Raw genomic sequence first — 14,390 nt, 5'->3', positions numbered from 1 at the left:
CAACTGCAATTTTTAAGGTCAAAAAACCCAGGATTTTAAAACCAGGTAAAAACCGTTTTTTTGAGATCAAAACACAAAAACATTCATTATAAGACTGGAATTTTTATAATCAAAAACAGTCAATAAAAAGAATAAAATAGCCTTTAAAGCAATTTAAACACCATAAAAACACAAAACAACGACAACAAAAAACAAGCATCAAACTCAGTTAATTTAATGTAACAAACATAAGACAAAAACACATCACAACTTACAGGAATACGCTTTAAGCACACAAAAACGCTGTTCAAACTGAGCTTTAAAATTAAAAAACCACTCAAAAAGACACTTTTAATTAATTTATTACACCAAAAACACAAAATAAAACACACTATAAACATATAAAATCAATAATAAATAAATAAAAAGTATAAATAAAATCACATAAATTAATACAATTCCCCTAACACAAATAGTGAAATTTATTAATTGAAATACCCGATCAATGTGGATTTAAGCGTATAAAACAATTGGTTTAGCTGTATTACACAGAAATCCGGCTGTAAAACTGCAGGCTCACAGACCAGCTGGCTTATACAAAACAGTAGGAAGAAATGAAAAAAGATACAAGGTATTGTACCTGCAAGGAGTGCGGTTTTATGTGATAGCATACCTTACCCTAATTAAATAATAAAACATTCTGCCTGTTTTTGGGTTTAAATTCTACACCTAACCATTATAAAACACCTATCAATTGGAATTTAAAAATCTAATACAACAGACAAACTGGTACAAATACAGAAGATCATCTATCCTGTCAGGTATAGTTTTTCTGGCTGCATTTATAAGTATTTCAAATAAAACCTATAGCCAGACCATAACTTCTGTTGATTCTACTTATAAAAAGCCGGTTGATTCTACTTATAAAAAACCTGCCGACTCTACTTACAAACAATATGATGTTGCTGACTTAATCCGTCATATCCTTCATCCCAACAGGAAGACCAATCCACTTCGCAAAAAGTCAGGCATCACAGCCATGCCTAATGTTGCTTACAACCCCAGTATTGGTGCTCAGATAGGTATTAAAGCAGTGGCTGGAAGAATACTAGGCAGCGACCCGAATACATTCATGTCAGTTGCAGCCACATCAGCTTCTATCACTACAAAAGGGATTATTTATTTTTATATCAGCCATAATATTTTCACTCCTGGTAATAAATGGAATTTCCAGGGGAGTCTGGTTGCTGCAAAAACTGTTACACCCGATTTTGGTCTGGGAATTGGCCAGGGAGCAACCGGGAGTGAAGCAGACCGGATTTTAACAGATCCGGACCGCAAAGGTTATGTGCTTCATGCAGAATTTTACAATTTCAAAGAAAAAGTGTACAAACAGATACAGGATAATTTGTTTGTTGGCGCCGGGGTATCATTTGATATCAGAAGAAAGATAGAAGACAGAAATACTCCAGAAGGCCAGTTAACCCCTTATAACATCTACAGTGACAGGCATGGCTTTGACCGCGATCATTATATGGCAAACGGCCTTCTTTTCAATCTGCAATATACTACCCGTGATAACCAGAACCGGGCATACAAAGGTATGTATGCCGATGCTGGTATCCGGGTCAATCAAAGCTGGATGGGAAGTTCTAAAAATGCCGTACAATTCACTACCGATTTCAGAAAGTACTGGAGCCTTTCGGCGCAGAATCCAGAACACGTGATTGCATTCTGGAATTGGGGATCATACCTTGTTAGCGGTGCCCTACCCTATCTGGAGCTGCCTGGTTCAGGAAAAGATCCTGCATTCCGTAGCGGAAGAGGTTATACGATTGGTTATTTCAAAGGCACAAAATATTTTTATTCTGAGGTAGAATATCGTTTTCCAATCACAAAAAACAAATTTTTAAGTGGTGCTACATTCTTTAATGTGCAAACAACCAATGATGATTTGGGAACAAAGTTATTTCAGAAATGGCAGCCCGCAGGAGGCGCAGGTTTACGTGTGCTCTTTAACAAAGCAACAAGAACCAATCTTTGTCTGGATTATGCTTTTGGTAATTACGGATCAAGGGGCTTCTTCTTAGGTTTAAATGAAGCGTTTTAAATAAAAAAACAATTATCCTTATCGGATAAAAGAACATTTTGATATCATATCATATGGAAGATCATAAACAATTGCTTTTTAGCAAATCCTATATCAATGGCGAATGGGTTTCGGGAAGTCCCGAAAATTTTGATGTACTGAATCCGGCAGATGGCAGTCTGGTTACAAAAATAAGCAATGGCGACGGTCAGACCGTTAGCCTTGCAATTGATGCTGCGCACACTGCATTTAAACCCTGGAGTAAAAAATCTGCCAAAGACAGATCTGTGATTATGCAGCGCTGGTATTCACTGATTATAGAAAACAAAGAGCATATCGCTAAAATCATGACGCTCGAAAGTGGCAAACCAATAAATGAAAGCCGTGGTGAAGTAGATTATGGCGCATCATTTATCCAGTGGTTTGCTGAAGAAGCCAAAAGACTTTATGGTGATATTATCCCCGGATATACTGCCGACCGCAGAATTATGGTGATCAAGCAGCCAATTGGTGTTGTAGGTGCAATTACCCCCTGGAACTTTCCATTGGCTATGATCACAAGAAAGGTCGCTCCTGCCCTGGCAGCCGGCTGTACGGTTGTTGTCCGTCCAAGTGAAGAAACACCGCTTACAGCACTCGCTATTGCCCACCTTGCAGAAAAAGCAGGCTTTCCCAATGGCGTATTTAATGTCGTGGCCGGAACCGATGCTGCAGCAATGGGAAAAGTTTTATGTGAAAGCCCTTTAGTATCAAAAATATCATTTACAGGCTCTACCAAAGTTGGACAGATATTAAGTACGCAATGTGTACCTACTTTAAAAAAATTAAGTCTGGAATTAGGTGGAAACGCACCCTTTATTGTATTCGAAGATGCGGACATCGATGCAGCTATCAAAGGTGCCATAGCCGGTAAATTCAGGTTTTCGGGTCAGACCTGCGTTTGCGTGAACCGTATTCTGGTTCATGAAAAAATATATGAGTTATTTACCACTAAGTTTGTAAAGGCAGTTTCGGAATTAAGGCTGGGCAACGGAATGCGCGAAGAAGTAAATATCGGTCCGCTTATCAACAAAAAAGCAATTAACAGGGTTGAATCCTTTATTCAGGATGCAGTAAAAAAAGGAGGTAAAATCCTGATTGGAGGAGATAAAATAGATGATCACTTTTTCTCTCCGACTGTTATTGGAGATGCAACAGCAACTATGGATTTTGCAAAAGAGGAAATTTTTGGCCCGGTAGCACCTATTTTCAAATTTTCGAGTGATGAAGAAGCGATCCATTTGGCCAATGACACTATTTATGGACTTGCCTCTTATTTCTATACCAATGATTTAAAAAGAAGCTGGAAAATCAGCGAGGCCCTTGAATATGGTATTGTAGGAATCAATGAAGGATTAATTTCTTCAGAAGTCGCCCCTTTTGGCGGCGTCAAATATTCAGGTTCAGGCAGAGAGGGCTCTAAATATGGTATAGAGGATTATATTGAAATTAAATACATCTGTATCGGAAATATAGACTAGTAAATCATTAAAATTTATTATTCATCCGAAATTTATTTAATTTCACACACAACATCTAACTACCCTATGAAATCATCATCTATTTATTTATTCAGCCTTGCGATAGTCATCGCCGGCTGTCACTCTTCTGAGAAAAAAGCAGCCTCAGCTGATTCTGCCATAACTGCAGTAGTAACCAGAAAGGTTGCAGTTCAGGAACATTTGCCCGAGAATTTTTACAAAAGGTTCCAGGGAATAATCGGAGACCACAATGTGGTTATCAATCTCAGTAAAATCGGAAAGAACTTTACCGGGACTTATGATTATAATGGTACACAGGTAAACCTTGTGACCGATAAAATTGTCAATCAGGACAGCATTATTTTAATAGAAAAAGAGCTTGCTGATCATTATACTGAGGATGCCATTCCTGCCAGTGCAAAACTCCACTTAAAATGGACAGGCACTGTTTTCAGCGGAACAAAGGCTGATGGCAAAGAAAATTCGAGCATCCGTCTGGAAGAAAGTTATCCTGATGGAAGTTATGCCTTTAAAATTGCCACCTATGCAGACTCGGCCAAAGTGTTTCCGAAAAAGAAAGATTCTCCACAGGCTAATATCAGTTATGAATATTTAATGCCTGCAGGCCATACACCACAAGAGCAATGGCTTGATAAACAACTCAAAAAGGCAATGGATCTGCAAAAGCCAGCCGCTTCATGGACTACAAGCATAAAGAACGATGCAACAGCATATCTCAACGCTTATAAAGCTGAAATCCGTGAACTGGCAGGCGAAGCCGGCGAACCAAGCGCCACCCTGAATTATAATAAAACACAAAATCTGGATCTCCACTATAATAGCAATGGATTTGTGATTATTAAACATTTGTTTGATGATTATTCTGGCGGTGCACATAACAATTACGCAACAACACTGTATTGTTTTGACGTTAAAAACCAGAAACATCTGGTACTTTCTGATCTGATTAAAATAGATTCTGTTTCACTGCAAAAACTGGTAGAAAAGAATTTCAGGACACAATATAAGGTCAAATCCGGTGAGGCACTATCCACACAGTTATTCGAAGATCATCTGGCAGCAAACAAGAACTTCTTTTTTGATACCACAGGTATCTCATTTTTATACAATCCTTATGAAGTAGCCAGTTTTGCACAGGGACAAATTATAGTTTCTATTCCTTATAAAGATCTAAAGAAATATCTGAACCCTGCTTTTGCTAAAAGAATGGAGAACTAAGCACCGGTGACCATGAATTATAAACAATTATTTAATGAAGCGAGAGTCTTTGCTGTAAAGTCACACGGTGATCAAAAATATGGCGTATCCCCTTATGAAATACACTTAGGAAATGTAGTCAGTGTACTGATGAAGTTTAATATTGACCTGAGTACTACATATAATCTTAACTTATTAATTGCTGCCTGGCTCCATGACGTATTAGAGGATACTGAGATTACCAAAACTGAGCTGGAAGAAAAATTCGGAGCTGTTGTTGCAGAAATTGTCGATACCCTGAGTGACGACAAAGGAGCAAGCAGGGCAGAAAGAAAAGCCAGCTTTTACAAGAAAATTGCCCGGAATGAACAGGCAATCATTGTTAAACTTGCAGATCGGATCTCAAACGTTGAATTCAGTATCATCCACGGCAATGATAAAAAATATGCCATGTACAAAGTTGAACAGGTAAAATTAGAAGAAGTTCTGGTTCCTGTATTAAAATCAAAACCAGGCCTTGAACTTTTGACTTATCTGAGAAAATTATTTGCTGATTATCAGTAATTATTAAATCCGGTGCAGTTCATTCACAGCACATTATCCGCTCAGGCGCTTTAATTTCCTTAATCAAAAAATTATTTCAATCGTTTGAATCTTCCTTTAACGCCCCTTTTCAAAGGTTCAGGAAGATTCATGCGATTTTTTTGTTACACGTTTTCTTAAATTCATTATATCCTACTGAATACTAACCAGATATAATGAATACCATGAAAAACAGAATTGTTATCATATTCCTCAATTTATTGCTATTGAGCTTAATTGCCTGCAAAAAGGAAAAGATTATAACCCATCAATTTTCTGTTGAGCGGATTGAGGAGCTTCACAACTATCTCCTGCAGGTCAGACAAGCCTATGCCATTCCGGGTTTATCGGTAGGTATTGTGCATAAAGACTCCGTTTTCAATACGACGCTTGGTATTGCCGATCAGGATCACCATGCAATAGATGCGCTAATCCCATTCTCTGCGGGTAGCATTTCTGAACCAATGCTGGCAACAGCAGTTTTAAAAATGCTTGATTCAGGGCTGATTCAACTTGATGATCCTGTACAAAAATACCTGCCTTATTTCAAAACAGCAGATAAGATCAATAAAAAGATAACAATAAGACATTTATTATCACATACTTCCGGCATCCAGCATTACCCGGTTTTATGGGATACGCCCGATACTTCTGCTAATGCCCCCGAAAATACAACCCGCAGTATTTCTTCTCAGCAGTTAAAGTTTCCGGTTCCAGGCAGCCGTATCCTCAGGTCCCCTTACAACTATGATATCCTGGCCGATCTGATCACTAAAGTTACCCGGGCACCATTTGAGCAATACATCAGACAGCATGTATTTGAAAAACTGGGGATGAAATCTTCCAGCTTCTCAAAACCAAAACGTTATGTTCAGCCATTCAGTATTGATAACTGGCTGACATTTACTTCAAAAACAGACAGTCTTTATCCTTATAACCGGGAAAACGGAGGTAGTAACGGATTACATACTACTGCCGCCGATTTGTCCCAATGGATGGAAATGCTCTTAAATAAAGGAAAAACAGCTACTGGAATTTTCGTCAAAAGATCTGTCTTTGATGATTTTTTCTCAATACAATATAGGTCAGGCAAATCTTCTGGTATAACCTTAGGCTGGGAATTGAGTAAAGATGATGACCAGGAATTACTGATCAAAAAGAGTGAGATCACCAGTTTCCAGAATCAGGTAATCCTGATTCCCAAACAAAAAACCGGCATCACTTTTTTGAGTAATATTTCAGCACAGCCCGTTAGCTCAGAGATCATTAAAAACATTACTAACTGGTTAAACGGGGCAAGCCTACCTGTTGTAAAAATCCCGGTAAGCCTGGCTATGGGAAATAAACTTCAGGAAACCGGCAGTATTGATTCTGCTATCAACCTCTACCATTTATTAAAAAAGACCAGAAAGCCCCGCTACGACATGAGTTTGAATGCGTTAAATTCTTTTGGAAATACACTGTTTAAACGAATAGGTGACAAGACTAATGCACTGAAAATATATCAGTTGTGCACACAGGAATTTCCAAAATCTGCATTGCCTTATCTGGGCATTGCAGACATCTATATCAAGAGCAGGTCTTATGCGAATGCAGTGAGTGCCCTTGAAAAATCCAGACCGCTCATGAATAAAATCCAGCTTGACTACGCCCTCAGTATGGAACAATATATCAGAGAAAGAACCACAGATCAGGACCCCGGATAACCATTAAAAAGCTCAACAAAAACCAAAATATAAACATCTACTTATGAAAACCAATTTACAAAAATCGAGATTCCTTTTTGCAGCACTGGGAATTTCTCTTGCAATTGCAGGATGCAAAAAAGACCTGCAGACCAATCAGATCATTGACGAAGATGCGACAACAACAGCCAGGGCAGTTTATGAAAGCAGAACAGTCGATTTCACGCATAGCGATGGTGCTTATAGCAAAGCCACTGCAGCATCAGATATGGGAGATATTATCGGCAACTGGCAAGCCGGAAATGTCAATATATCAAGTAACCAGGTGAGCGTAAGAATTCCTGCTAACTCCATCTCCTCTGTCCCTGCAGCCGCAGGAAGCGGAAATACAGTCCAGATTGATGTGCCCGATGGCTCTGAATATGAATTAAGCTTCAAAGTACGTTTTGCTTCCAATTTTCAATGGAGCAGAGGCGGAAAAACAGGATTTGGATTCCTTATTGGCGATGGTTTTACAGGCTGTAATAAAGCGGATAGCGGAACTGGCGGCAGTGCGAGAATTATGTGGTATAACCCAACAAACCAAAAGGATGACAGTGGTACGGATAAACCATATTTCAGACCCTATGTATATTATAAAGATATGCCTGAGGATTGCGGAAATAATTTTGGAAAACAGAGTAAACAGCTTTCTAAAAACACATGGTATACCATTAAGATCAAGATAAAGAGCAATACCGGATCAAATTTTGACGGACAAATCTCTTATACTGTTGACGGTGCAGACTTGCTGACCAAAAATGATATCCGCTGGACAACTGACACTTCTAAACGATTAATCAAATCAATTACCTTCCATACTTTCAGAGGTGGAAGCCAGGACTACTGGAGTTCAGCAACTGACGGCCTGATTTATTACGATGACCTGACCTGGAAAAGGTTAGCCAGCTAAAGAACAGTATTCCTTTAAAGGGCTGTAAAGTTGAGTACAGCCCTTTATAATTCACAGGCCAGCCAGAGTTTACCCACCAGCTGCCCAGAGAATAGCATTTCCAAACATCTTTTTAAACTCGTTGGATTTTAACAGATCAGCATGATGGCCAATCAGGAAATAAACATTCCTGGCTTTCATTTTTTCATTCATCCAGATCACAGGATGATCTCCCATTTTTATAGCCGAAGCAGGTTGATAACTCGATTCATCTACGCTGGCCAGTACTTTAACATTGGGTCTTGGATTTTTATCAAAAGTATACCACTCATCATTAGTAACTGTAAATGAAGCAGGTAACCCTTTCATGACCGGATGTGTTTTGTCCTCTACATAAACTTTCCCAGATGCCAGTCCGGCGATATAGTTTTTAAAACGTATCCCGCCCATGAAATCAGAAAACCAGTTCCACATCGGATAACCATCAAATTCTCCCAGTAAGGTAGCATGATGAAAGCCTACCCAGCCTCCTTTACCCTGTTCAATGTATTTCTCAAAAGCAGCTTTGGCCTGATCTGTCCAGGTATAGGGCGGGTAATTCAATTGAATAAATAATTTATACTTTGATAAATAAGCTTCATCAATAGCTTTAGTATCATTGATTACAGTGATTTCAATATTATTCTTTGCAGCAAAAATATGGAGCCAATCCAGTGCAGCTACAACAAAACCTTCGTGTAAACCACCCCTTTCTGTCAATACCAGGGCCTTAAAAGCAGGCGCTTTTGCAAATCCACTTGTAGATACGATCATCAGCAGGGTGATTAAAAACCCTAAAAATCTTATTTTCTTCTTCATAAATGAGTTATTTTTTTTATTTCTGCACCCGATTATCAGACATCGCCGTAATTGCCTGTAAAAACCAGCTTGTATGCGGTATCCACTGTTCGCTCCAACGCCATTCGTTTCCATGGTCTTCTACTTTAAAATCAATACCAGATCCATCTGCATTTCCGTCCCTGCCGGTAATTCCATTGGAGATACCACCTTTTCCGGAACCATGCCCATACATAGAGCTCATATAGGGCACATTATTTTTTCCATAACCATACATCATACACATGTTATAAGGGTTATTTCCCAGAATCCAGGATACCTGATTGGAAGCATATGCTGCTAATTCCTTTTTCACACCTAAAGGTTTTTTCTCAGGATATACCAGCCTTCCCCCTACCAGTGCAGCAGCAGCCAACGAGCCCAAACGTGCATCTTCTCCCTGCCACCACCAGCCGCTTTCATTTTCATGCGGAATAAAAAAACCTTCTTTAACTTTTCCCTGATATAGGAAATTCTGTCTGGCATAACCAAAAGGATTGGTCACGTTCCGGGTAACTTTCAAATTATAATCCAGCGCTGTTTTAATTGTAAGCAATGCCATTTTACGCCTGTCCGCATCCTTTTCAGCATCCAGATATCTTGCCAATGCAATTACCGGAAGTCCGGCATCCGCAGCATGCCAGAAAGGCCTTCCATTATCGTTAGCCACAAAATAACCATCTGCAGTGAGTCTTTTATTCAAATTACCGGCTCTTTTACGGGCTTCCTCCCGGTATACTGTTTTTCCTGTAGCGATCCAGAGTTCAGTAGCCCCCATCAATGCGCAGTAATCATCAATAATATTATCTTTTCCATCGTCAGCGTATTGCGTACTGAATTTTTGCAAATGTGCAAAAGCACGCTCTGCTGCTGCAAGATATTGTTCAGAAGAAAATGTACCGTGTTTTTTCCATTTGGAAATACGCGCCAGCGAAGCAATTGCCATACCACCGCCCTCCCTGTAGGCACATTGATAATCACTGGTTGTTTTACTATCAGCCAGTAAACCCACAATCCTTCTTGCATTCGGATCTTTATCAAAATAACTAAAAACAGTCATATAAAAATAACCATCCGGAGATAGGGACCGCATGATATAATCAGCTCCGTAAAGGGCCTCATCTACCAGTGCCTCTTTGATTTTTACTGCATCCAGCAATACCGGAACACGCTCTACAGTATTGATCATAGACCAGTCTACCATTGGGATCTGTTGCGGCAACATGTAATTGGTATAAGCCAGGTGAGAAAAGTATTTACTGATATCACCAGAAGCATCACACCACCCTCCCCTGAGATCTACAGTTTGATCACTGCCAAAAAGCCTGATATGCTGATCGGCTTCCAGCTCCTGTTTAGAATTGGCACGCTGATGATTAAAAAAGTTTACCATTGCAGGGATACCTATTTTACCTAATGCCTGATCTTCAATTTTAAAAGGATAAGATTGATAATTTTCTCCATTAACGATCAATTGAATTTTAAAGGTTCCGGGCTTCTGAAAAGCAGAGAAATCGGCAGGGCTATACCAATTTGCAGCATCCCATTCCTTTACCTTTTCTGCTTTAGCCAGTTTACCAGAAAAAACCGGTTTTGATGTAGCTGCATCCAGAATTTCAAACGTCAGTCTTTCCGCTAATATTTGCTGATGTTTAATCATCGCAGATTTATGGCCGTACAAATTATAGGCTACCTGATTTGATAATACAATGACTTCTTTGTCTAAAGAATCCTTTGATTGGTGAAGATTAGGGTGATTTGATGCAGCTATCAATGGCACTGTCAGGGACGAAACAGGAACAGGTTTGAAAGTTGCAGCAACCAGACTGGAAGTGACCAGCAAATAAAATAATATAGACAGTACCGCCATAGACGGACTTGCTGTGCAGAATAAACGTTTTATCATCAGAGCGCATTTTAAACAGGTTAAATCTTCTTCATGAATCAAACATTATCATTGATGTACTTAAAATAGATTTCCCCTACTGCTCAGCTCTTCTAAATCCAATCGTTTTTCTTCCTCCCTGATAATATCATCATCATAATTTTTATCATTTTTTAAAAGATGTAATTCATGGCGTTGTACCTGAATTAAATCCAGCATAATTTCCCGGTAGGCTTTCAATTCCTGCTTATCAATTTTACCCGCTCTGAAAGCTTCCAGATTATCCTTTTTTCCCTTCAATGAGTTTTCCAGTTCTACTTTAAAATTAGCCATCAGCTCATTGTGTATACATTGAAACTGATAGTTCTGCTGTATTCTGATCAGCGATTTATCAATTAATTTCAGCTTGATCTGCGCACTTTGTTCCTGCTCTGGTATTTTATAAGTGTTCTCGGGTATCTTTAATAAACGGATCACATAAGGCAATGAAAGCCCCTGAATCACCAGGGTGACTAAAATGACTACAAAAGTGATAAACAGAATCAGGTTTCTTAAGGGAAAATGCGTCTGGCTGTTGAGCATTAAGGGAATAGATAAAGCAGCGGCCAGCGATACCACACCACGCATACCAGCCCAAACGATGACTACAGAAGAATGCCAGGTCATTCCCTGGTAACGGATCCTTGTTTTTTTATTAACCAGACTGGTAAGTCTACTGGTGGAAAACAGCCAGATAAATCTGACTGCCAGGGCCAGTATACTAATTCCAATACCGTATGATATAGCGGTTTGTAATGGATATTCAGATCCTAAGTCCGCTACAATATCTGGTAATGCCAATCCAATCAATATAAAAACGACCCCATTCATCATAAATGTGATTGCAGACCATACCGAATTAACTTTAACCCTGGAATTCGGGGTTAGAATAACATGTGACTGACTACATAAAAACAAACCTCCGGAAACTACAGCCATTACCCCCGAAACTTTAAAATGTTCGGCCACGATATACATGAAATAAGGGGTAAGCAGCGTTAATACCGTATCAATGTTATCATTGGTAGGCAGCCACTTATGCAAAGCATAAAATATACCGCCTATAGCCAGTCCGATCAGAATTCCACCACCTGCAACGACAAAAAAATTCAAAGCTGCTTCCTGCAGTACAAAATGCCCGGAAACTACTGCCACCAGTGCAAATTTAAAAACGATTAAACTGGAAGCATCATTGACCAGGCTCTCTCCTTCTAACAAAGAATTGATAGTTTTGGGAATCTTAATCCCTTTCAGAACTGAAGATGCAGCAATCGCGTCCGGCGGAGAAATAATCCCACCCAGTAAGAAACCCAAAGCTAAAGTAAAACCAGGTATGAAAGCAACTGAGGCATAGGCAACGGCCACAGAAGTAATCAGGACCAGACCTACTGCCATTAAAAAAATGGCTCCTTTATATTCCCAAAAATCTTTCCATGAAGTTGTCCACGCCGCTTCATATAATAAAGGGGGCAGGAAAAGTAAAAATATAATATCAGGATCAACGGTGAAATGCGGCATACCGGGGATAAACCCGATCATTAAACCAGCTAAAACTAAAAATATAGGATACGATATCTTTAGTTTTTGCCCAACCATTACCAGAATGGTAACCCCTAAAAGTAAAACGAGTATTAAAATAAGGTTGTCATGGAGCATCATTTCATCAATTGGTAGAACCTAAATATAATTATTATTCTTAAAGTCCATTGATATCTGTAGTCAATACTTCACTCATATAGTCAAAAAACGGACGCATATTTTTAAATGTCTCGCCTGCTTTTTCCAAAAAACTTTCATCGAGAACTTCTGCATCAGAGAATTTCCGGATTAAAAGAAACTGTTTATAACGCAATAAGTCAATAGCTTCGTCATTGGCATCAAAACCTTTCGGCGTGGTTTTTAGCTGTTCACCTTTCAAGGTTCCAAATGCTGACACAAATGATTCACTGTTTAATATGGTCCTTAGCGGTTTACTATCAAAAGATATATCTTCTCTTATCAGTTTAAGATCTGCTGTGGATGGTCCGAAAAAACCTCCGGCAATATAATTATTACCTGTTTCCAGATGAAAATGATATCCGCCCCTGCGCTGTTTACTGGCCCGTCTAAAGCTCCCGCTCCAATGGGTTTTATAAGGGGTTTTATCTTTTGAGAAACGGGTATCTCTGTAAATGCGGTACAGGCTCTTTTTTCCTGAAGGTGTTTCAATCACATCGTGCGTATTAAGCTCCTGTAACAAGGCATCTGCGAAATCTTCTATCTGTTCGTGTTCCTTTTGAAATGCATCTTTATTAGCGTTGAACCATTCTCTGTCATTGTTTTTCTTTAAAAGCCCGAGAAAGTCAAAATTAGAAGATTGTAATCGTAGTTGTTGTAAATTCGAATTTGCCATATTTGCTGTGATCTTTTGATAGTATTAAAATCAATCCAAGCAAAGATAGTACCTGTAATAAGTTATATTTAAATCTGACGCTGATAAGATTTTTATGTCTGATGATTTTTTTAGGTTTACCCCTATGGATCATATATTAGATAATCCGGTATGGAACGCATTAATTACTGGAAATAAGCAATTTTCAAACAGCGATGGGCAGGTTAAATATTTCGATGAAAAGATTTCCCCTTTTATAGGACTAAAAGAATATTCAGCAGAGAATTTCCAAAGACTCCATGAACTGATCCCGCATGACAACCCGATAGGTTTTGTCAGTCCTGTAGCCGTAAAAATCCCTGAAACCTGGAAAGTATTGGGTAATATTTCCGCTTTTCAAATGGTTTATGATCAACCTGAGCCACCTGCTGAAATAGAAGCAGTCATGGTTCCTTTAACCCGGGAACATATTCCTGAAATGCTGGCATTAACCAGGCTGACCAACCCGGGGCCATTTACAGAAAGGACAATTGAGTTTGGACATTACCAGGGAATCTTTCAGGATGGCAAACTGGCAGCTATGGCAGGACAGCGTCTCAATCCTTCACCATATGCAGAAATCAGTGCGGTCTGTACACATCCGGATTATTTGGGCAAAGGTTACGCAAAACAATTGATGTTAAGCCAGATCAGGCGCATTAAAACTGCATCGGGCACTCCGTTTCTACATGTACGTACGGATAATGAACGTGCAATTAAAATTTATGAGCACTCCGGATTTTCGACAAGAAAAGAAATGTATATTTATTTTATAAAAAAAATACAGTAATCAAATGCAGAACCCAATTTTTAATCATTTTTCCGATATTCCAACTAAAGAGTTAACACCGGGTTATTTATCGAAGATTATCCATACAGAAAACAATACAATCAACTTTCTTGAAGTCAAAGCAGGAAGTGTATCAGCGATACATCAGCATATCAATCACCAATGTGTATTTGTCATCGAAGGTCAGTTTGAACTTACTGTAGATGGGATTGCAAAGGTATTGGACACAGGTACTTTTGCTGTTATTCCTCCAAATATCCCTCATGGCGGTACTGCAATTACCGACTGCAAACTGATTGACATATTCGATCCTGTCCGTGAAGATTTCAAACTTCTTTAGACTGGAAAATAACCTCAAAAGACACCTTAACTCCGGATCATATAAT

General features: G+C 39.0%; 12 protein-coding genes. 8 read left to right on the top strand and 4 right to left on the bottom strand.

All coding sequences use genetic code 11. The features are described from left to right. Positions 1–733 precede the first annotated feature (733 nt). The 6 genes from HDE68_RS05310 (at position 734) to HDE68_RS05285 (ending at position 8,025) form a co-directional block, all read left to right on the top strand. Positions 734–2,089 carry an outer membrane protein assembly factor gene (locus HDE68_RS05310; RefSeq protein ID WP_260171625.1) on the top strand — a complete coding sequence of 452 codons (1,356 nt, stop codon included), beginning with the start codon at positions 734–736 and terminating at the stop codon, positions 2,087–2,089. A gap of 53 nt (positions 2,090–2,142) precedes the next feature. Next, positions 2,143–3,588, top strand: coding sequence for an NAD-dependent succinate-semialdehyde dehydrogenase (locus tag HDE68_RS05305; RefSeq protein WP_183879613.1), 1,446 nt, complete (start codon positions 2,143–2,145; stop codon positions 3,586–3,588). 66 nt (positions 3,589–3,654) lie between these two features. Further along, entirely contained in the window at positions 3,655–4,827 is a 1,173-nt protein-coding gene (locus HDE68_RS05300; RefSeq protein WP_183879612.1) for an RsiV family protein, read from the top strand. A 12-nt stretch (positions 4,828–4,839) separates the two neighbouring features. Next, positions 4,840–5,370, top strand: coding sequence for an HD domain-containing protein (locus HDE68_RS05295; RefSeq protein ID WP_183879610.1), 531 nt, complete (start codon positions 4,840–4,842; stop codon positions 5,368–5,370). A gap of 203 nt (positions 5,371–5,573) precedes the next feature. Beyond that, complete coding sequence (locus tag HDE68_RS05290) at positions 5,574–7,094, top strand: serine hydrolase domain-containing protein (protein ID WP_183879608.1); 1,521 nt, start codon at positions 5,574–5,576, stop codon at positions 7,092–7,094. Between the two features lie 43 nt (positions 7,095–7,137). Beyond that, positions 7,138–8,025, top strand: a complete 888-nt coding sequence (locus HDE68_RS05285) for a polysaccharide lyase (RefSeq protein ID WP_183879606.1) — start codon at positions 7,138–7,140, stop codon at positions 8,023–8,025. 69 nt (positions 8,026–8,094) lie between these two features. Here the strand turns inward: HDE68_RS05285 and HDE68_RS05280 are convergent, their stop codons facing one another. Genes HDE68_RS05280 through HDE68_RS05265 form a run of 4 tightly spaced genes read right to left on the bottom strand, consistent with a single transcriptional unit; the run spans position 8,095 to position 13,196 of the window. Further along, positions 8,095–8,862: a ThuA domain-containing protein gene (locus HDE68_RS05280; RefSeq protein WP_183879604.1), complete on the bottom strand. Its 768-nt coding sequence runs from the start codon at positions 8,860–8,862 to the stop codon at positions 8,095–8,097. Between the two features lie 16 nt (positions 8,863–8,878). Then, complete coding sequence (locus tag HDE68_RS05275) at positions 8,879–10,786, bottom strand: glycoside hydrolase family 9 protein (protein WP_221300670.1); 1,908 nt, start codon at positions 10,784–10,786, stop codon at positions 8,879–8,881. A gap of 60 nt (positions 10,787–10,846) precedes the next feature. Next, a complete protein-coding gene (locus HDE68_RS05270; protein ID WP_260171624.1) occupies positions 10,847–12,463 on the bottom strand; it encodes a Na+/H+ antiporter in 1,617 nt (538 codons plus the stop codon). A 37-nt stretch (positions 12,464–12,500) separates the two neighbouring features. Then, complete coding sequence (locus HDE68_RS05265; protein ID WP_183879602.1) at positions 12,501–13,196, bottom strand: DUF2461 domain-containing protein; 696 nt, start codon at positions 13,194–13,196, stop codon at positions 12,501–12,503. Between the two features lie 124 nt (positions 13,197–13,320). On the opposite strand from HDE68_RS05265, the gene HDE68_RS05260 reads away from it, so the two are divergent. After that, positions 13,321–14,004, top strand: a complete 684-nt coding sequence (locus tag HDE68_RS05260) for a GNAT family N-acetyltransferase (RefSeq protein WP_183879600.1) — start codon at positions 13,321–13,323, stop codon at positions 14,002–14,004. A 4-nt stretch (positions 14,005–14,008) separates the two neighbouring features. Further along, the gene (locus HDE68_RS05255) at positions 14,009–14,344 is read left to right on the top strand and encodes a cupin domain-containing protein (protein WP_183879598.1); all 336 of its coding nucleotides are present in this window, start codon (positions 14,009–14,011) and stop codon (positions 14,342–14,344) included. The last annotated feature ends 46 nt before the right edge of the window (positions 14,345–14,390 follow it).

The sequence above is a fragment of the Pedobacter cryoconitis genome (assembly GCF_014200605.1).
GTDB lineage: Bacteria > Bacteroidota > Bacteroidia > Sphingobacteriales > Sphingobacteriaceae > Pedobacter > Pedobacter cryoconitis_B.
Note: the sequence above shows the minus strand (reverse complement) of the source record. Positions and strands in the feature narration are given on the sequence as shown.

Excerpts from the sequence above, each read along its gene's own strand:
- HDE68_RS05300 (WP_183879612.1), top strand. The coding sequence starts at position 3,655 with ATGAAATCATCATCTATTTATTTATTCAGCCTTGCGATAGTCATCGCC.
- HDE68_RS05260 (WP_183879600.1), top strand. The coding sequence starts at position 13,321 with ATGGATCATATATTAGATAATCCGGTATGGAACGCATTAATTACTGGA.
- HDE68_RS05305 (WP_183879613.1), top strand. The coding sequence starts at position 2,143 with ATGGAAGATCATAAACAATTGCTTTTTAGCAAATCCTATATCAATGGC.
- HDE68_RS05295 (WP_183879610.1), top strand. The coding sequence starts at position 4,840 with ATGAATTATAAACAATTATTTAATGAAGCGAGAGTCTTTGCTGTAAAG.
- HDE68_RS05290 (WP_183879608.1), top strand. The coding sequence starts at position 5,574 with ATGAAAAACAGAATTGTTATCATATTCCTCAATTTATTGCTATTGAGC.
- HDE68_RS05255 (WP_183879598.1), top strand. The coding sequence starts at position 14,009 with ATGCAGAACCCAATTTTTAATCATTTTTCCGATATTCCAACTAAAGAG.
- HDE68_RS05265 (WP_183879602.1), bottom strand. The coding sequence starts at position 13,196 with ATGGCAAATTCGAATTTACAACAACTACGATTACAATCTTCTAATTTT.
- HDE68_RS05275 (WP_221300670.1), bottom strand. The coding sequence starts at position 10,786 with ATGATAAAACGTTTATTCTGCACAGCAAGTCCGTCTATGGCGGTACTG.
- HDE68_RS05285 (WP_183879606.1), top strand. The coding sequence starts at position 7,138 with ATGAAAACCAATTTACAAAAATCGAGATTCCTTTTTGCAGCACTGGGA.
- HDE68_RS05270 (WP_260171624.1), bottom strand. The coding sequence starts at position 12,463 with ATGATGCTCCATGACAACCTTATTTTAATACTCGTTTTACTTTTAGGG.
- HDE68_RS05280 (WP_183879604.1), bottom strand. The coding sequence starts at position 8,862 with ATGAAGAAGAAAATAAGATTTTTAGGGTTTTTAATCACCCTGCTGATG.